Source organism: Salmonella sp. SA15303 (genome assembly GCF_029962125.1).
Taxonomy (GTDB): domain Bacteria; phylum Pseudomonadota; class Gammaproteobacteria; order Enterobacterales; family Enterobacteriaceae; genus Salmonella; species Salmonella enterica.
Window position 1 is genome coordinate 2,017,356 of record NZ_CP123924.1, and the last position, 17,127, is coordinate 2,034,482.

Here is a 17,127-nt window from a genome sequence, read left to right on the forward strand (position 1 = left end):
AATGTGGGTAAAACGTCATGATTTACGCAGGCGCGACCGTCTGCATTCAGGAGAAACACGATGAAAATTGCACTGATGATGGAAAATAGCCAGGCCAGCAAAAATGCCATCATTTATAACGAACTTAGCGCCGTCGCCAATGAAAAGGGATTTCCCGTTTTTAACGTCGGCATGTGCGACGAAAATGACCATCACCTGACGTACATTCATTTAGGCATCATGGCGAGTATTCTGCTTAATGCAAACGCGGTTGATTTTGTGGTTACTGGCTGTGGCACTGGTCAGGGCGCGCTGATGTCGTTAAATATTCATCCAGGTGTCATTTGTGGCTATTGCATCGATCCGGCAGATGCTTTTCTGTTTGCGCAGATCAACAACGGCAATGCGTTGTCCCTGCCATTTGCGAAAGGCTTTGGCTGGGGCGCTGAGCTGAACGTGCGTTTCATCTTTGAAAAAGCGTTTACCGGGCGTAAAGGCGAGGGGTATCCGCCTGAGCGCAAAGCGCCGCAGGTACGCAATGCGGGCATTTTGAACCAGGTTAAGGCCGCGGTCGTCAAAGAGAATTATCTGGATACACTACGGGCTATCGATCCTGAACTGGTTAAAACGGCGGTTTCAGGGCCGCGTTTCCAGCAATGTTTGTTTGAAAACGGCCAGAATAAAGAAATAGAAGCGTTTGTACGTGAGATGCTGGGGTAATGCCCAGACAAGACAGAGGCGTTTCGCGCCTGTCGGCTGGCATGATGTGCCGATAATACGCCAGTAGCGACAGGCACCACCTCTGGCAAACAGATCAGAAACGGTGTAGGCCGGATAAGCTGCTTCGCGTTGCTATCCGGCTAATAACGTCTCAATATTGTCGCTCGGGGTGCCGCTATCAGTGATGCTGATAGGTCACGACGTTAAGGAGATGCTGATCGGTTTGCGCCAGGCATAGCCCTGCTCGTTTAGCGCTGCGAACTTCTTCGAGAATAGTTTGTAAAAGTACGCCATCCTGCTGCTGCTCTTTTTCCAGGGTATGGAGAAAATCAAGCGTTGAGGCATCATTCAGCGCTTTCGCTTCATCTGCCAGACGCGACAGCGTGCTGGCGCGTTGCTGATAATCCTCCAGGGTTTTCTGGAACAATTCTTCCAGAGAGCAGAGCTCTTCACCCGGAACGTCAATGGCTTTAACGATAGGGGGGGCGCCGGCGTTTTTCATAAAATTAAACATGCGCATCATTTGCGTCACGTTGCCTTGCGCCTGGGTACGAAGAAAGGTGGCGGTGCCTGTTAAACTGTGTTCAGAACACCATTCGCTTAGATGGAGGTAAAGATTTGATGCGTAAAACTCAAGGTTCATTGGCGTGTTGAGCTTTTGAACCATTCCTACAGCTGCCATAACAATATCCTTATTTCCAGAAAGTGTTGATGTGCATGACAGACGAGAATGCAACGGGCCGTTGTCACATTCTTACCTCTATGCACAATAAATACTCTTAGCAGAAGAACTCCGTTCCGCCAGTCCCTTATTCGATCTCATTTCCTGTTTATCGATCGGTAATGAGAATAGCGCGTCAATAAAAATAAGAAAATCCTTAAATGCAATTGTTTATCTTTTTTTACATTTTCAGCGGTGTGATTTTTTCAGGTGTAATGATTTTAGATGAGGAGCAGTTGCAACCCTTTGAAAGTTAAATGATATTATATAGATTTGTAATTTATGAAACATTGTTTCAGATCATGGGTTAAGCCTTTCAAGTATGTTAATTTCAATAAAATAAACATTAGTCAGTCTGGATATCACACGCATAAACGGTTGAGAGCAAATATGCCTGTTTTTATAAACTAGCCGATTTTGCGGTAGATCATTTTTAATATCATTAATCATACGAGCACGTTATTCGGTTGAGCGCAGTTTTGCTGGGTGACTCGTTAACAAGGAGCAGTCAATGAAAAAGGTCGCGGTGCTGTTGGCACCAGGATTTGAAGAAGCAGAGGCCATTGTTACTCTTGATATTCTGCGACGTTTGCATATCGACGTCGAAACGCTGGCGTGTGCTGAATCACGGGCGGTGGTGAGTTACCATGATATTCCTATGGTTGCGGACAGCACGCTGAGTGAACGCCAGCAGGCGCTTTTCGATGCGGTAGTGCTACCGGGCGGTCCGCAGGGGAGCGCTAATCTGGCGGCTAATCCGGCGGTGATCGCTTTCGTTGCGCGTCATGATGCGGCAGGCAAATTAATTTGTCCTATCTGTTCCGCGGCGGCAAGGGTGCTGGGTGCTCACGGATTGCTGAAGGGGCGTCGTTATGTCTGTTCCGGCGATCTGTGGAAAGCGGTTCCGGAAGGTGTCTATGTGGATGCGCCCGTGGTTGAAGATGGTAATTTAATTAGCGGCAAAGGGTTGGGTCATGTCTTTGATTTCGCGCTAACCCTTTCCGCCAGACTGCTGGGAGACGATGCGCCGGTTCGCGAACAGGCTGAACATATCTATTATCCCTGGTAATCGTTATTCACCCAGGGCCGTAAGGATTAGCTGGCTGATGTTATGGATTAATGTGCTGGCTTTCCTGCCTTTTGGCTGATGAATTCGCTCTGGGTTATGTCATTTTCCGCTAAAACTATTCCTGCCATCAGCATTTATCTAATGAATGAAAGACAGTGCACCGTTTTACGTCTTCTCTAACAAGAATCGTTTGATTTTACCCTACATAAAAAACGCTAAAGCAGGTCAATGACTTCCCTGGGTTATGAGTTAATCGTTATTTCTGCGTGTGTCTTAGGGGGGGATTCCTGAAAGGCGGCCTCGGAAAAGTCTCATATGTGGTGGCGAGCGTACTGATATCAGGAGCGGTGGAGAGCGCGATGAACCTGCTCAACATTTCACCTTTTGCACAGTGTATGGTTCGCGGCTGAATCCTTCTGACAACAGTTATCTTCGACCATTATAAGCAAAAAGCGAAGCGTACGATTTGATGAATTAACACTCAACTAAACAGTATAGCTTCACGTCATCGCCAGCCGCTACCCCGGCTGGCGATGGTCTTTCTAAATGGCGAGCAGCGTCACACTGTCTATACTTACATGACTAATGAGACCGTTTGTGAGTCTCAATATGATGATAAGGAGGAGACCAGGGTGGCAGAACCGTTAACCGTATCCCCCGAACTCACTGCGAACTATGCGTATTTTTTTGACCTTGATGGCACATTGGCAGAGATAAAGCCTCATCCCGATCAGGTAGTGGTACCGCATAAAATCCTTCAGTTGTTAGACCGTCTCGCGGCGCACAACGCAGGGGCACTGGCATTGATTTCAGGGCGTTCAATGACTGAGCTGGATGCTTTGGCGAAGCCTTTTCGCTTTCCACTCGCTGGCGTTCACGGGGCAGAGCGTCGTGACATCAATGGTAAAACCCATATCGTGCGCCTTCCTGAAGCGGTAGTCCGTGAGGTAGAGGCGTTATTACGTTCGACGCTTGTAGCGCTGCCCGGAACGGAGCTGGAGTCGAAGGGGATGGCATTTGCGCTGCACTACCGTCAGGCTCCGGAACATGAAGCGGCGCTGTTGGCGCTTGCGCAACACGTTACGCAGCACTGGCCGCAACTGGCGTTGCAGCCTGGTAAATGTGTTGTGGAAATCAAACCTAAGGGAACCAATAAAGGCGAAGCCATTGCCGCCTTTATGCAGGAGGCGCCCTTTGCGGGACGGATTCCCGTTTTTGTGGGCGACGATTTGACCGATGAGGCTGGCTTTGGCGTGGTGAATCACGCTGGCGGAATTTCCGTAAAAGTGGGCGTCGGGGCAACCCAGGCGGCATGGCGGCTGGAAAGCGTACCCGATGTCTGGCGCTGGCTGGAACAAATCAATTATCCACAACAAGAACAACAAGTAATGAATAACAGGAGAGATGGCTATGAGTCGTTTAGTCGTAGTATCTAATCGAATTGCCCCCCCGGATAATAAAGGCGGCGCCGGCGGCCTCGCCGTTGGCGTGCTTGGCGCGCTAAAAGCGGCTGGCGGGTTGTGGTTCGGCTGGAGTGGCGAGACAGGTAACGAGGATGAGCCATTAAAAAAGGTGACAAAAGGTAATATTACCTGGGCATCGTTTAACCTGAGCGAACAAGATTACGAAGATTATTACTGTCAATTTTCCAATGCGGTTCTCTGGCCTGCGTTCCACTATCGTCTGGACCTGGTACAGTTTCAGCGTCCTGCATGGGAAGGCTATATGCGGGTGAATGCGTTATTAGCGGATAAGTTATTGCCCCTCATTAAAGAGAACGACATCATTTGGGTGCATGACTACCACCTGTTACCGTTCGCCAGCGAGCTGCGTAAACGCGGCGTGAACAACCGAATTGGTTTTTTCCTGCATATTCCATTCCCGACCCCGGAGATTTTTAACGCCTTACCGCCGCATGATGAACTGCTGGAGCAGTTGTGTGACTTTGATCTGCTAGGGTTCCAGACCGAAAATGATCGCCTGGCTTTTCTGGATAGCCTTTCGAGTCAAACGCGAGTCACGACTCGCAGCGGCAAGCAGCATATCGCGTGGGGTAAAGACTTCCAGACAGAAGTGTATCCTATCGGTATTGAGCCCGATGAGATTGCTCTGCAGGCTGCCGGGCCGTTGCCGCCTAAACTGGCGCAGCTCAAGGCGGAACTGAAAAATGTGAAGAATATTTTTTCCGTTGAGCGGCTGGATTATTCGAAAGGGCTGCCGGAACGTTTTCTGGCGTATGAAGCGCTACTGGAAAACTATCCGCAGCATCGGGGAAAAATTCGTTATACCCAAATTGCGCCTACGTCACGCGGCGAAGTACAGGCATATCAGGATATTCGCCACCAGCTTGAGACGGAAGCAGGCCGGATTAATGGGAAATATGGACAATTGGGCTGGACGCCGCTCTATTATCTGAATCAACATTTCGACCGTAAACTGTTAATGAAGATATTCCGTTATTCAGACGTCGGGCTCGTCACCCCGTTGCGTGACGGGATGAACCTGGTGGCGAAAGAGTTTGTCGCCGCGCAGGACCCCGCTAACCCTGGCGTACTGGTACTGTCACAGTTTGCCGGCGCGGCGAATGAACTGACGTCGGCGTTAATCGTCAATCCTTACGATCGGGATGACGTGGCGGCGGCGCTCAATCGTGCGCTAACGATGCCCCTTGCCGAGCGTATTTCGCGTCATGCGGAGATGCTGGACGTGATCGTTAAAAATGACATTAACCGCTGGCAGGAGCGTTTTATTCATGACCTAAAGGAGGTCACGCCGCGTAGCCCTGAGCGTCAGCAGCAGAACAACGTGGCGACGTTCCCTAAGCTGGCCTGAAATATCGCGAGCGGCGACTAGTCGCCCGCTAAGGGCACCAGCAACACATCTACCTGGCTGGCGCTGACGACACTTTTTGCCGAGCAGGACGCGCGCGAAAAGAAACTGTGGTTATGGTTGCCGCAAATGACCAGATCAACATGGTGTTTGCGGCACACAGCCAAAATATGCTGGCTTAACTCACCTGATGCGATGAAAGTTTGTTCAATCGGATAATCCGCCTTTTCCCCCAGCATCTTAAGAAAATTCTCGGTCTCTTCATGCATAACCGCGCGTAAATCCTCCATCATGGGCGCGGCGAACTGGTTATACAGTTCAGGATCGGAAGCGAGAGTAATCAGGCTTACTTTCGCCTGAACAGGGCGGGCGATAGAGACCGCTTTAGCCAGTAGCTGGTGACTTTCCGGGGTGACGGCAACGGCGACAAGAATATGGGTGTAGCTCATAACTCGCTCCTTGATTGCAAGAATATGAGATTGTGCTTTAGCTTTACTCTGTTTATCGCATTTCTGCAATGCGCTAATGCCACATTAATGTGAAGGACATCATAATTAATCATTAATTATTCTTATGTAAAGAATCGTGGCATAAGACACTTTTTACACACCACCCGGATGCTTCATTTAAATGGGTGAACAAGGAAAGCTAAAAGTTAAATCAAATGAGCTTATTTTTAACAGCGGAGGGCGTATGCTGTGACGAGATTAATTAATAACGTTTAATATTTAAGCTACTGTTTACTAAAGGTAAAATAAAAGCGTTTCTAAAATAGAAATAATAGCCTGTTATCTATTATCCTGGCGTTATTTTAACAGAGAGAAACAAAAAAGAATTTGGTGTTGACGTACCCCTATTCAGCAGTGTGGAATAGAAAAAGTGAACATTAGGTTATTAATTAAACAAAGTAAAAGCCATGCTGATGGTTTTATCGTAAGTATTCCGTTAAAATATGTGATCTGCATCACATATTTTCTAAAATCGCCGTCCCGCTCCGTTGTATGTCACGAAGCTGACGAGTAGAGTTGCGTCGAATTAGGAAAAATCTTAGGCATTTGTAAAAATTGATGTAAACGTGTAAGGCGAATCTCAGTGGGAGGCTGCGTTATACGTCACAATGTCCATAATGTCTGAGCGCTGCTATGCATTTGACCTTTTTGCTTCTTTTACCGGGCCTTCCCGGCGACATCACGGGGTGCGGCTACGTCGCACAAAAATAAAGTTGGTTATTCTGGATGGGAACAATGCATACATCCGAGTTGCTAAAACACATTTATGACATCAATTTGTCATATTTACTCCTTGCACAGCGTTTGATCGTCCAGGACAAAGCATCTGCGATGTTCCGCCTCGGTATCAACGAAGAGATGGCAAACACACTGGGCGCGTTGACCCTGCCGCAGATGGTCAAACTGGCGGAGACGAACCAGTTAGTTTGTCATTTCCGGTTTGACGATCATCAGACGATCACCCGTTTGACTCAGGATTCGCGCGTCGATGACTTACAGCAGATTCACACAGGTATCATGCTTTCAACGCGTCTGCTCAATGAAGTGGACGATACGGCGCGTAAGAAAAGGGCATGATAATGAGTGAAAAAAGCATTGTTCAGGAAGCTCGCGATATCCAGTTGGCGATGGAGTTGATTAATCTTGGCGCTCGTCTACAAATGCTGGAAAGCGAAACACAGCTCAGCCGTGGTCGCCTCATCAGGCTGTACAAAGAATTACGCGGTAGCCCGCCGCCTAAAGGGATGCTGCCATTTTCGACAGACTGGTTTATGACCTGGGAGCAAAATATTCATGCCTCCATGTTCTGCAACGCCTGGCAATTTTTACTGAAGACCGGCTTATGCAGCGGTGTGGATGCGGTGATTAAAGCTTATCGGCTTTATCTTGAGCAGTGTCCGCAACCGCCTGAAGGGCCGTTGTTGGCGCTGACTCGCGCATGGACGCTGGTGCGTTTTGTTGAAAGTGGGTTGCTTGAATTGTCGAGCTGTAACTGCTGCGGTGGGAACTTTATTACCCATGCGCATCAGCCCGTAGGCAGCTTTGCGTGTAGTTTATGCCAGCCGCCATCCCGCGCAGTAAAAAGACGTAAACTTTCCCGAGATGCTGCCGATATTATTCCACAACTGCTGGATGAACAGATCGAACAGGCTGTTTAACCGAAACGGTGTGGACAAACACTCCAGCAGCGGTAAGTCATTACCGCTGCTTTTTTTTGCCTTGCCTTCGCGTTAATCGCCCGACTGCGCATCCTGTCATAGTCAACAGCGGAAGGATGATGTCGTGCTTATCTTATTAGGTTACCTGGTGGTTATCGGTACAGTTTTCGGCGGTTATGTCATGACCGGCGGACACCTTGGGGCACTCTATCAACCTGCTGAACTGGTCATCATTGGCGGCGCGGGGATAGGGGCGTTCATTGTCGGCAACAACGGGAAGGCCATCAAAGGCACGATGAAAGCTATCCCGTTGTTATTTCGTCGTTCGAAATACACAAAATCTATGTACATGGATTTGCTGGCGTTGCTCTATCGCCTGATGGCCAAATCACGCCAGCAGGGGATGTTCTCCCTTGAACGCGATATTGAAAATCCAAAAGAGAGTGAAATCTTCGCCAGTTATCCGCGTATTCTGGCCGATGCGGTAATGCTTGATTTTATTGTCGATTATCTGCGCCTGATCATCAGCGGCAACATGAATACGTTCGAAATTGAAGCGTTGATGGATGAAGAGATTGAAACCCATGAAAGCGAGGCGGAAGTCCCGGCCAACAGTCTGGCGATGGTGGGGGATTCGCTGCCTGCCTTTGGTATCGTCGCGGCGGTAATGGGGGTGGTTCACGCTCTGGCTTCAGCCGATCGTCCGGCAGCGGAGTTGGGGGCGCTGATTGCCCATGCCATGGTAGGTACGTTCCTCGGTATTTTACTGGCTTATGGATTCATTTCACCGTTAGCGACCGTTTTGCGCCAGAAGAGCGCCGAAACCACCAAGATGATGCAGTGCGTAAAAATCACACTGCTGTCTAATCTGAACGGCTATGCGCCGCCGATTGCCGTGGAATTTGGTCGTAAAACGCTTTATTCCAGTGAGCGTCCATCGTTTATTGAGTTGGAAGAACACGTTCGCGCAGTGAGAAACCCAAACCAGCAGCAGACGACTGAGGAAGCATGAAAAATCAGGCTCATCCCATTGTCGTCGTAAAACGCCGCAGGCACAAACCGCACGGCGGCGGGGCGCACGGTTCCTGGAAAATTGCCTACGCCGATTTTATGACGGCGATGATGGCTTTTTTTCTGGTGATGTGGCTGATTTCCATCTCCAGCCCTAAAGAATTAATTCAGATTGCCGAATATTTTCGTACGCCGTTGGCCACCGCGGTAACGGGGGGGAATCGGATTGCCAATAGCGAGAGCCCGATACCAGGCGGCGGCGATGATTACACCCAACAGCAGGGTGAAGTGGAAAAGCAGCCGAATATCGACGAGCTGAAAAAACGGATGGAGCAGAGTCGCTTAAACAAACTGCGCGGCGATCTGGATCAACTGATCGAATCCGATCCCAAACTGCGCGCGTTACGTCCGCATCTGAAAATTGATTTAGTTCAGGAGGGGTTGCGCATCCAGATTATCGACAGCCAGAACCGCCCGATGTTTAAAACCGGCAGCGCCGAAGTTGAGCCGTATATGCGCGATATCCTGCGTGCGATTGCGCCAGTGTTAAACGGTATACCTAATCGCATTAGCCTGGCCGGCCATACCGATGACTTTCCCTACGCGAACGGCGAAAAAGGCTATAGCAACTGGGAGTTATCCGCCGATCGCGCCAATGCCTCTCGTCGCGAACTGGTCGCTGGCGGGCTGGATAACGGAAAAGTATTACGGGTGGTTGGCATGGCCGCCACGATGCGGCTGAGCGATCGCGGTCCTGATGACGCCATCAACCGCCGTATAAGCCTGCTGGTGTTAAACAAACAGGCGGAACAGGCCATTTTGCATGAAAACGCTGAAAGCCAGAATGAGCCGGTAAGTGTATTACAACAGCCTGCGGCAGCCCCGCCGGCAAGCGTACCCACATCGCCAAAAGCGGAACCGAGGTGATAGCGTGAGCATGGATATTAGCGATTTTTATCAGACATTTTTTGATGAAGCTGACGAGCTGTTGGCTGATATGGAGCAGCATCTGCTGGATTTGGTGCCGGAGTCCCCGGACGCTGAACAACTGAACGCCATTTTTCGCGCGGCGCACTCCATTAAAGGCGGCGCGGGCACATTCGGCTTCACTATTCTGCAGGAAACCACGCATTTAATGGAAAACCTGCTGGATGAAGCCCGACGCGGTGAAATGCAGCTCAATACCGACATTATCAACCTGTTTTTGGAAACGAAAGATATTATGCAGGAACAGCTCGACGCCTATAAAAACTCCGAAGAGCCGGATGCCGCAAGCTTCGAATATATCTGCAATGCGCTACGCCAGTTGGCGCTGGAGGCGAAAGGCGAAACCACGCCGGCGGTCGTAGAAACCGCGGCACTAAGCGCGGCGATCCAGGAAGAGAGCGTAGCCGAAACCGAATCGCCTCGTGACGAGAGTAAACTGCGCATTGTACTTTCACGGTTGAAAGCCAATGAGGTCGATCTGCTTGAAGAAGAGTTGGGCAATCTGGCTACTCTGACGGATGTCGTTAAGGGGGCGGATTCACTGTCGGCAACTCTGGATGGCAGCGTCGCGGAAGATGACATTGTCGCGGTGCTCTGTTTTGTCATCGAGGCCGATCAGATCGCTTTTGAAAAAGTGGTCGCCGCGCCGGTTGAAAAAGCGCAAGAGAAAACCGAGGTAGCGCCGGTAGCGCCTCCGGCAGTCGTTGCGCCAGCCGCCAAAAGCGCGGCCCATGAACATCATGCGGGGCGTGAAAAACCTGCGCGTGAACGCGAGTCCACCAGCATTCGCGTGGCGGTAGAGAAAGTGGATCAGCTCATAAACCTGGTCGGCGAGTTAGTGATTACCCAGTCAATGTTGGCCCAGCGTTCTAACGAGCTGGACCCGGTAAACCACGGCGATCTCATTACCAGTATGGGTCAGTTACAACGTAACGCCCGCGACTTACAAGAGTCGGTGATGTCGATTCGTATGATGCCTATGGAGTACGTCTTCAGCCGTTTCCCGCGTCTGGTACGCGATTTAGCGGGCAAACTGGGCAAGCAGGTAGAGCTGACGCTGGTGGGGAGCTCCACTGAACTTGATAAAAGCCTGATCGAACGCATTATCGACCCGCTGACGCACCTGGTGCGCAACAGTCTCGACCACGGGATTGAAATGCCGGAAAAACGCCTTGAGGCGGGGAAAAATGTTGTCGGCAATCTGATTCTTTCCGCAGAACATCAGGGCGGGAATATTTGTATTGAAGTGACCGATGACGGCGCGGGGCTTAACCGTGAGCGTATCCTGGCGAAGGCCATGTCGCAGGGGATGGCGGTGAATGAAAACATGACCGACGATGAAGTAGGCATGTTGATCTTCGCGCCGGGATTCTCAACTGCGGAACAGGTCACGGATGTCTCCGGTCGCGGCGTTGGCATGGATGTGGTGAAACGTAACATTCAGGAGATGGGCGGTCACGTTGAGATCCAGTCAAAACAAGGCTCCGGCACCACGATTCGTATTCTGCTGCCGCTGACGCTGGCCATCCTCGATGGGATGTCGGTTCGCGTGGCGGGGGAAGTTTTTATCCTGCCGTTGAATGCGGTGATGGAGTCGCTGCAACCGCGTGAAGAGGATCTTCATCCGCTGGCGGGCGGCGAACGGGTTCTGGAAGTTCGCGGCGAGTATTTGCCGCTGGTCGAATTGTGGAAAGTGTTTGACGTGGACGGGGCGAAAACCGAAGCCACGCAGGGCATTGTTGTGATCCTGCAAAGCGCGGGACGCCGTTACGCGCTGCTGGTCGATCAGCTCATCGGTCAGCACCAGGTGGTGGTCAAAAATCTGGAAAGCAATTATCGCAAGGTACCGGGGATTTCCGCCGCGACGATCCTGGGCGACGGCAGCGTCGCGCTGATTGTTGATGTTTCCGCATTGCAGGGTTTAAACCGCGAACAACGTATGGCGATCACAGCCGCCTGATTGAGTGAGAAGGGAATAATATGACCGGTATGAGTAATGTAAGCAAACTGGCCGGCGAGCCGTCAGGTCAGGAATTCCTGGTGTTTACACTGGGAAATGAAGAGTACGGCATCGATATCCTGAAAGTGCAGGAGATCCGTGGCTATGACCAGGTGACGCGCATCGCCAATACACCGGCCTTTATAAAAGGGGTGACTAACCTGCGCGGCGTGATTGTCCCCATTGTCGATCTGCGCGTGAAATTCTGCGAAGGCGACGTTGAGTACGATGACAATACGGTAGTGATCGTACTGAATCTGGGGCAACGCGTCGTCGGGATAGTGGTAGACGGCGTGTCTGACGTACTGTCGTTAACGGCGGAACAGATCCGTCCGGCGCCAGAATTTGCCGTGACCTTGTCAACAGAATATTTGACGGGATTGGGCGCGCTCGGCGAGCGTATGCTGATTCTGGTGAATATCGAAAAACTGCTTAACAGCGAAGAGATGGCGCTGCTGGATATCGCAGCATCACACGTCGCGTAATAACGTTGCCGGATGGCGTCGCGCCATCCGGCAATATTCACCGTTATGCTTCCGCCAGCGGTGAGAGTGCCTCTTCATCGCCCGCGCCCAGCCCCTGCATTTTGCGCCGGCATCGCCGCTGCGACACTGTCATTGGCAATGTCGTCTTCCGGAACAGCGTATTTCCTTTTTGCAAAAGTAAAGTTATCACCGCAGGTGCCGATAACGTTGATAACTCGTTATCAGGAAGGTGCCTTATGTTTAACCGTATCCGCGTTGTCACAATGCTGATGATGGTGCTGGGGGTTTTCGCACTGCTACAGCTTGTTTCCGGTGGTTTGCTGTTTTCTTCATTACAGCATAACCAGCAAGGTTTTGTTATTTCTAACGAATTACGTCAGCAACAAAGCGAACTCACGTCGACATGGGACTTAATGCTGCAAACGCGCATTAACCTGAGCCGCTCCGCCGCACGCATGATGATGGACGCTTCTAACCAGCAGAGCAGCGCCAAAACGGATTTACTCCAGAATGCAAAAACGACTCTCGCACAGGCGGCGGCGCACTACGCCAATTTCAAAAATATGACGCCATTGCCAGCGATGGCGGAGGCCAGCGCGAACGTCGATGAAAAATATCAGCGCTATCAGGCCGCATTAGCCGAACTTATTCAGTTTCTGGACAATGGCAATATGGATGCCTACTTCGCCCAGCCAACCCAGGGAATGCAAAACGCGTTGGGCGAGGCGCTGGGCAATTACGCCCGGGTGAGCGAAAACCTGTACCGCCAGACATTTGATCAAAGTGCTCATGACTACCGTTTTGCGCAATGGCAACTGGGGGTTCTTGCGGTCGTGCTGGTGCTGATTTTGATGGTGGTTTGGTTCGGCATTCGTCATGCCCTGCTTAACCCATTAGCGCGAGTGATTACTCATATCCGTGAAATTGCCAGCGGCGATCTGACGAAAACGCTCACCGTCTCAGGACGTAATGAAATTGGCGAACTGGCGGGAACGGTTGAACATATGCAACGCTCGCTGATTGACACCGTAACGCAGGTTCGTGAAGGTTCGGATGCGATTTATTCCGGCACCAGTGAAATTGCCGCCGGTAATACCGACCTCTCTTCCCGTACCGAACAGCAGGCCTCCGCTCTGGAGGAGACGGCTGCCAGCATGGAACAACTGACGGCCACCGTGAAGCAAAACGCCGATAACGCCCGCCAGGCTTCGCAACTGGCGCAAAGCGCCTCCGAGACCGCGCGTCATGGCGGCAAAGTGGTCGACGGCGTAGTAAACACTATGCACGAAATTGCCGACAGTTCGAAAAAAATCGCTGACATTATCAGCGTTATCGACGGTATTGCCTTCCAGACTAACATTCTGGCGCTGAACGCGGCGGTAGAAGCGGCGCGCGCGGGAGAGCAGGGGCGCGGTTTTGCGGTCGTGGCAGGCGAGGTGCGTAATCTGGCCAGCCGCAGCGCCCAGGCGGCGAAAGAAATAAAAGCGTTGATTGAAGATTCCGTCTCGCGTGTCGATACCGGTTCTGTGCTGGTGGAAAGCGCCGGGGAAACCATGACTGACATCGTCAATGCCGTTACGCGCGTCACGGATATCATGGGCGAAATCGCCTCCGCCTCGGATGAGCAAAGCCGGGGTATCGATCAGGTCGCTTTGGCCGTTTCCGAAATGGATCGCGTAACGCAACAGAACGCCTCGCTGGTTCAGGAATCCGCAGCGGCCGCCGCCGCGCTGGAAGAGCAGGCCAGCCGTCTGACCCAGGCGGTATCGGCTTTCCGCCTGGCATCGCGACCGCTGGCGGTAAATAAACCTGAGATGCGTTTGTCAGTGAACGCTCAGTCCGGCAATACGCCGCAGTCATTAGCCGCCAGGGATGATGCGAACTGGGAAACCTTCTGATCGACGTGCGCTGTCGGTTATCGATTAATTTGCGAACCCGCCGATACCTTTCGTCTGGTTCGCATAGATAAAAGCAAAAAATGTGTAATACGGGAAGCATGGCGCTGCCGCAGGGCGCGCCCGTTGTACTTTGAATGTGATTAAGAAGGCGCTATGACATCATCTCTGCCCTCCGGGCAAACGTCAGTATTGTTACAGATGACACAGCGCCTCGCGCTGTCCGACGCGCATTTTCGTCGGATATGTCAATTAATCTACCAGCGCGCAGGGATCGTGCTGGCCGACCATAAGCGGGATATGGTTTATAACCGCCTGGTCCGTCGGCTGCGTGCCCTGGGACTGGATGATTTTGGCCGTTATCTCAGTATGCTGGAGGCTAATCAAAACAGCGCTGAGTGGCAGGCTTTTATCAACGCTCTGACTACCAACCTGACCGCTTTTTTTCGCGAGGCGCACCATTTTCCCATCCTTGCGGAACATGCGCGTCGCCGCCACGGCGAGTACCGCGTCTGGAGTGCGGCGGCATCGACAGGAGAAGAACCTTACAGTATCGCCATTACGCTGGCGGATGCGTTAGGGATGGCCCCCGGTCGCTGGAAAGTATTCGCCAGCGATATTGATACTGAAGTGCTGGAAAAAGCGAGAAGCGGTATTTATCGCCTCAGCGAACTGAAAACGTTATCGCCGCAGCAGCTACAACGTTACTTCATGCGCGGTACGGGGCCGCATGAAGGACTGGTGCGCGTGCGTCAGGAACTGGCCAATTATGTTGAATTTTCCTCCGTTAATTTATTGGAAAAGCAGTACAACGTACCCGGTCCCTTTGACGCGATTTTTTGCCGTAACGTCATGATCTATTTTGATAAAACGACTCAGGAGGACATTCTGCGCCGTTTTGTTCCACTCCTTAAACCTGACGGACTGTTGTTTGCCGGTCACTCAGAAAACTTTAGCAACCTCGTGCGCGAGTTTAGCCTGCGCGGACAGACGGTGTATGCGCTAAGTAAGGATAAAGCATGAGTAAAATCAGGGTATTGTCAGTTGATGATTCCGCGCTAATGCGCCAAATCATGACTGAAATTATTAATAGCCATAGCGATATGGAGATGGTGGCGACTGCGCCGGACCCGTTGGTCGCCAGGGATCTCATCAAAAAATTTAATCCGGACGTATTGACCCTGGACGTTGAGATGCCGCGTATGGACGGCCTCGATTTTCTGGAAAAACTGATGCGCCTGCGACCGATGCCGGTGGTGATGGTCTCTTCGCTGACCGGGAAAGGTTCCGAAGTGACGCTACGGGCGCTGGAGTTGGGGGCCATCGATTTTGTCACCAAACCGCAGCTTGGCATTCGTGAAGGTATGCTGGCGTATAGCGAGATGATCGCCGAAAAAGTGCGTACCGCCGCGCGGGCCCGCATCGCCGCACATAAACCGATGGCGGCCCCGACAACCTTAAAAGCGGGTCCGCTGCTCAGTTCGGAAAAACTGATTGCTATCGGCGCTTCAACGGGCGGTACTGAAGCTATCCGACATGTGCTGCAACCGCTGCCGCTTTCCAGTCCGGCAGTGATTATTACGCAGCATATGCCGCCTGGCTTTACCCGCTCGTTTGCCGAGCGTCTGAATAAACTCTGTCAAATCAGCGTGAAGGAGGCCGAGGACGGCGAACGCGTATTGCCAGGTCATGCCTACATTGCGCCCGGCGACAAGCATATGGAGCTGGCGCGTAGCGGGGCGAATTATCAAATCAAAATTCATGATGGCCCGCCGGTAAACCGGCATCGGCCTTCCGTGGATGTGCTGTTTCATTCGGTGGCGAAACACGCGGGGCGCAACGCCGTAGGCGTCATTCTTACGGGGATGGGCAACGATGGCGCCGCTGGAATGTTAGCGATGTACCAGGCTGGCGCCTGGACCATTGCGCAAAACGAAGCAAGTTGTGTGGTGTTCGGCATGCCGCGCGAGGCCATCAATATGGGTGGCGTAAGCGAAGTGGTCGATCTTAGCCAGGTAAGCCAGCAGATGTTGGCGAAAATCAGTGCCGGACAGGCGATACGTATTTGAACCAGGAGTAGTATTTTATGGCGGATAAAGAGCTTAAATTTTTGGTTGTGGATGACTTTTCGACCATGCGTCGTATCGTGCGCAACCTCTTAAAAGAGCTTGGATTTAACAATGTGGAAGAGGCCGAAGACGGCGTCGATGCGCTGAACAAGCTCCAGGCGGGCGGCTTTGGTTTTATTATCTCCGACTGGAACATGCCGAACATGGATGGCCTGGAGCTGCTGAAAACCATTCGCGCCGATAGCGCCATGTCGGCGTTACCCGTGTTGATGGTCACGGCGGAAGCCAAAAAAGAGAATATTATCGCCGCCGCACAGGCTGGCGCCAGCGGTTATGTCGTAAAACCGTTCACCGCAGCGACTCTGGAAGAGAAGCTCAACAAAATCTTTGAGAAACTGGGCATGTGAGGATGCGATGATGATGCAACCATCTATCAAGCCTGCTGATGAAGGCTCAGCAGGAGACATCATTGCGCGCATCGGTAGTCTGACCCGAATGCTGCGCGACAGCCTGCGTGAACTGGGGCTGGACCAGGCGATTGCCGAAGCGGCGGAGGCGATCCCTGATGCGCGCGACCGTCTGGATTATGTCGTCCAGATGACGGCGCAGGCGGCGGAACGCGCGCTAAACAGTGTCGAAGCCTCGCAGCCGCATCAGGATGCGATGGAAAAAGAGGCGAAAGCGCTAACCCAACGTTGGGACGAGTGGTTTGACAATCCGATCGAGCTTTCCGACGCCCGTGAACTGGTGACGGATACGCGCCAGTTTCTCAGGGATGTCCCGGGCCATACCAGCTTTACTAACGCGCAACTGCTGGACATCATGATGGCGCAGGATTTCCAGGATCTGACGGGTCAGGTGATCAAACGCATGATGGACGTGATTCAGGAGATTGAACGCCAGTTGTTAATGGTGCTGCTGGAAAACATCCCGGAACAGAGCGCGCGACCAAAACGCGAGAACGAAAGCTTGCTCAACGGCCCGCAGGTGGATACCTCGAAAGCTGGCGTCGTTGCCAGTCAGGATCAGGTGGACGACCTGCTGGACAGTCTTGGCTTTTAAGCTTTTTTGACCTGATGGCGCTGCGCTTATCGGGTTCGAATCCGTCAACCCGGCCGGATACGAGACTTTCTTATCGTATCCGGCTATCTCTATTAACGCCATAAACCCCGCCTTTTTTACCGCTTACTCTGCCC

18 protein-coding genes and 1 pseudogene are annotated in these 17,127 nt (G+C 51.9%); 16 read left to right on the forward strand and 3 right to left on the reverse strand.

All coding sequences use genetic code 11. The features are described from left to right. Window positions 1-60 precede the first annotated feature (60 nt). Window positions 61-699 (forward strand): RpiB/LacA/LacB family sugar-phosphate isomerase, encoded by a 639-nt coding sequence (locus tag QEN31_RS09795; RefSeq protein WP_000684804.1) that lies wholly within the window; start codon window positions 61-63, stop codon window positions 697-699. 178 nt (window positions 700-877) lie between these two features. Here QEN31_RS09795 and QEN31_RS09800 read toward each other — a convergent pair whose 3' ends face one another. Then, window positions 878-1,381, reverse strand: coding sequence for a non-heme ferritin-like protein (locus QEN31_RS09800; RefSeq protein ID WP_001739487.1), 504 nt, complete (start codon window positions 1,379-1,381; stop codon window positions 878-880). Between the two features lie 550 nt (window positions 1,382-1,931). On the opposite strand from QEN31_RS09800, the gene QEN31_RS09805 reads away from it, so the two are divergent. The 4 genes and pseudogenes from QEN31_RS09805 (at window position 1,932) to otsA (ending at window position 5,321) form a co-directional block, all read left to right on the forward strand. Beyond that, complete coding sequence (locus QEN31_RS09805) at window positions 1,932-2,489, forward strand: DJ-1/PfpI family protein (RefSeq protein ID WP_000754800.1); 558 nt, start codon at window positions 1,932-1,934, stop codon at window positions 2,487-2,489. Window positions 2,490-2,717: 228 nt separating this feature from the next. Beyond that, window positions 2,718-2,899: pseudogene (araH, locus tag QEN31_RS09810) on the forward strand (L-arabinose ABC transporter permease AraH); the annotation flags it as partial. A gap of 222 nt (window positions 2,900-3,121) precedes the next feature. Further along, window positions 3,122-3,925, forward strand: a complete 804-nt coding sequence (otsB, locus tag QEN31_RS09815; protein WP_000830111.1) for a trehalose-phosphatase — start codon at window positions 3,122-3,124, stop codon at window positions 3,923-3,925. Next, window positions 3,900-5,321, forward strand: a complete 1,422-nt coding sequence (gene otsA, locus QEN31_RS09820) for an alpha,alpha-trehalose-phosphate synthase (protein WP_000089042.1) — start codon at window positions 3,900-3,902, stop codon at window positions 5,319-5,321. The genes otsB and otsA overlap by 26 nt, the downstream gene beginning before the upstream one ends. 17 nt (window positions 5,322-5,338) lie before the next feature. On the opposite strand, the gene uspC is transcribed toward otsA, so the two are convergent. Continuing rightward, the gene (uspC, locus tag QEN31_RS09825) at window positions 5,339-5,767 is read right to left on the reverse strand and encodes a universal stress protein UspC (RefSeq protein ID WP_000122606.1); all 429 of its coding nucleotides are present in this window, start codon (window positions 5,765-5,767) and stop codon (window positions 5,339-5,341) included. After that, the gene (locus QEN31_RS09830; protein ID WP_001617301.1) at window positions 5,764-5,880 is read right to left on the reverse strand and encodes a hypothetical protein; all 117 of its coding nucleotides are present in this window, start codon (window positions 5,878-5,880) and stop codon (window positions 5,764-5,766) included. The genes uspC and QEN31_RS09830 overlap by 4 nt, the downstream gene beginning before the upstream one ends. Before the next feature lie 682 nt (window positions 5,881-6,562). On the opposite strand from QEN31_RS09830, the gene flhD reads away from it, so the two are divergent. From flhD to cheZ, 11 genes are all read left to right on the forward strand, one after another. Further along, window positions 6,563-6,904, forward strand: coding sequence for a flagellar transcriptional regulator FlhD (gene flhD / locus QEN31_RS09835; RefSeq protein WP_001518146.1), 342 nt, complete (start codon window positions 6,563-6,565; stop codon window positions 6,902-6,904). Continuing rightward, the gene (gene flhC, locus QEN31_RS09840) at window positions 6,901-7,485 is read left to right on the forward strand and encodes a flagellar transcriptional regulator FlhC (protein ID WP_000605987.1); all 585 of its coding nucleotides are present in this window, start codon (window positions 6,901-6,903) and stop codon (window positions 7,483-7,485) included. Before flhD ends, flhC begins: the two co-directional genes overlap by 4 nt. Before the next feature lie 124 nt (window positions 7,486-7,609). Continuing rightward, window positions 7,610-8,497, forward strand: coding sequence for a flagellar motor stator protein MotA (gene motA, locus QEN31_RS09845; protein WP_000906312.1), 888 nt, complete (start codon window positions 7,610-7,612; stop codon window positions 8,495-8,497). Then, window positions 8,494-9,423, forward strand: a complete 930-nt coding sequence (gene motB, locus QEN31_RS09850; protein WP_000795653.1) for a flagellar motor protein MotB — start codon at window positions 8,494-8,496, stop codon at window positions 9,421-9,423. The genes motA and motB overlap by 4 nt, the downstream gene beginning before the upstream one ends. A 4-nt stretch (window positions 9,424-9,427) precedes the next feature. Further along, complete coding sequence (gene cheA / locus QEN31_RS09855) at window positions 9,428-11,443, forward strand: chemotaxis protein CheA (RefSeq protein WP_000061302.1); 2,016 nt, start codon at window positions 9,428-9,430, stop codon at window positions 11,441-11,443. 20 nt (window positions 11,444-11,463) lie between these two features. Further along, window positions 11,464-11,967 carry a chemotaxis protein CheW gene (cheW, locus tag QEN31_RS09860; protein ID WP_000147295.1) on the forward strand — a complete coding sequence of 168 codons (504 nt, stop codon included), beginning with the start codon at window positions 11,464-11,466 and terminating at the stop codon, window positions 11,965-11,967. Window positions 11,968-12,203: 236 nt separating this feature from the next. Then, the gene (gene tar / locus QEN31_RS09865; protein ID WP_000483274.1) at window positions 12,204-13,865 is read left to right on the forward strand and encodes a methyl-accepting chemotaxis protein II; all 1,662 of its coding nucleotides are present in this window, start codon (window positions 12,204-12,206) and stop codon (window positions 13,863-13,865) included. Window positions 13,866-14,018: 153 nt separating this feature from the next. Beyond that, window positions 14,019-14,885 (forward strand): protein-glutamate O-methyltransferase CheR, encoded by an 867-nt coding sequence (gene cheR, locus QEN31_RS09870; protein WP_000204362.1) that lies wholly within the window; start codon window positions 14,019-14,021, stop codon window positions 14,883-14,885. Beyond that, a complete protein-coding gene (gene cheB / locus QEN31_RS09875; RefSeq protein ID WP_000036392.1) occupies window positions 14,882-15,931 on the forward strand; it encodes a protein-glutamate methylesterase/protein glutamine deamidase in 1,050 nt (349 codons plus the stop codon). The genes cheR and cheB overlap by 4 nt, the downstream gene beginning before the upstream one ends. A 17-nt stretch (window positions 15,932-15,948) precedes the next feature. Next, a complete protein-coding gene (gene cheY, locus QEN31_RS09880; RefSeq protein WP_000763861.1) occupies window positions 15,949-16,338 on the forward strand; it encodes a chemotaxis response regulator CheY in 390 nt (129 codons plus the stop codon). A gap of 10 nt (window positions 16,339-16,348) precedes the next feature. Next, on the forward strand, window positions 16,349-16,993 hold the full coding sequence (gene cheZ / locus QEN31_RS09885) for a protein phosphatase CheZ (protein WP_000983586.1): 645 nt from the start codon (window positions 16,349-16,351) through the stop codon (window positions 16,991-16,993). Window positions 16,994-17,127: the final 134 nt, after the last annotated feature.

Bases quoted from the DNA above. Each gene is read 5' to 3' on its own strand.
- QEN31_RS09795 (WP_000684804.1), top strand. From the start codon at position 61: ATGAAAATTGCACTGATGATGGAAAATAGCCAGGCCAGCAAAAATGCC.
- cheZ (WP_000983586.1), top strand. From the start codon at position 16,349: ATGATGCAACCATCTATCAAGCCTGCTGATGAAGGCTCAGCAGGAGAC.
- uspC (WP_000122606.1), bottom strand. From the start codon at position 5,767: ATGAGCTACACCCATATTCTTGTCGCCGTTGCCGTCACCCCGGAAAGT.
- cheW (WP_000147295.1), top strand. From the start codon at position 11,464: ATGACCGGTATGAGTAATGTAAGCAAACTGGCCGGCGAGCCGTCAGGT.
- QEN31_RS09805 (WP_000754800.1), top strand. From the start codon at position 1,932: ATGAAAAAGGTCGCGGTGCTGTTGGCACCAGGATTTGAAGAAGCAGAG.
- cheB (WP_000036392.1), top strand. From the start codon at position 14,882: ATGAGTAAAATCAGGGTATTGTCAGTTGATGATTCCGCGCTAATGCGC.
- flhD (WP_001518146.1), top strand. From the start codon at position 6,563: ATGCATACATCCGAGTTGCTAAAACACATTTATGACATCAATTTGTCA.
- cheR (WP_000204362.1), top strand. From the start codon at position 14,019: ATGACATCATCTCTGCCCTCCGGGCAAACGTCAGTATTGTTACAGATG.
- QEN31_RS09830 (WP_001617301.1), bottom strand. From the start codon at position 5,880: ATGATTAATTATGATGTCCTTCACATTAATGTGGCATTAGCGCATTGC.
- otsA (WP_000089042.1), top strand. From the start codon at position 3,900: ATGAGTCGTTTAGTCGTAGTATCTAATCGAATTGCCCCCCCGGATAAT.
- tar (WP_000483274.1), top strand. From the start codon at position 12,204: ATGTTTAACCGTATCCGCGTTGTCACAATGCTGATGATGGTGCTGGGG.
- motB (WP_000795653.1), top strand. From the start codon at position 8,494: ATGAAAAATCAGGCTCATCCCATTGTCGTCGTAAAACGCCGCAGGCAC.
- QEN31_RS09800 (WP_001739487.1), bottom strand. From the start codon at position 1,381: ATGGCAGCTGTAGGAATGGTTCAAAAGCTCAACACGCCAATGAACCTT.
- cheY (WP_000763861.1), top strand. From the start codon at position 15,949: ATGGCGGATAAAGAGCTTAAATTTTTGGTTGTGGATGACTTTTCGACC.
- flhC (WP_000605987.1), top strand. From the start codon at position 6,901: ATGATAATGAGTGAAAAAAGCATTGTTCAGGAAGCTCGCGATATCCAG.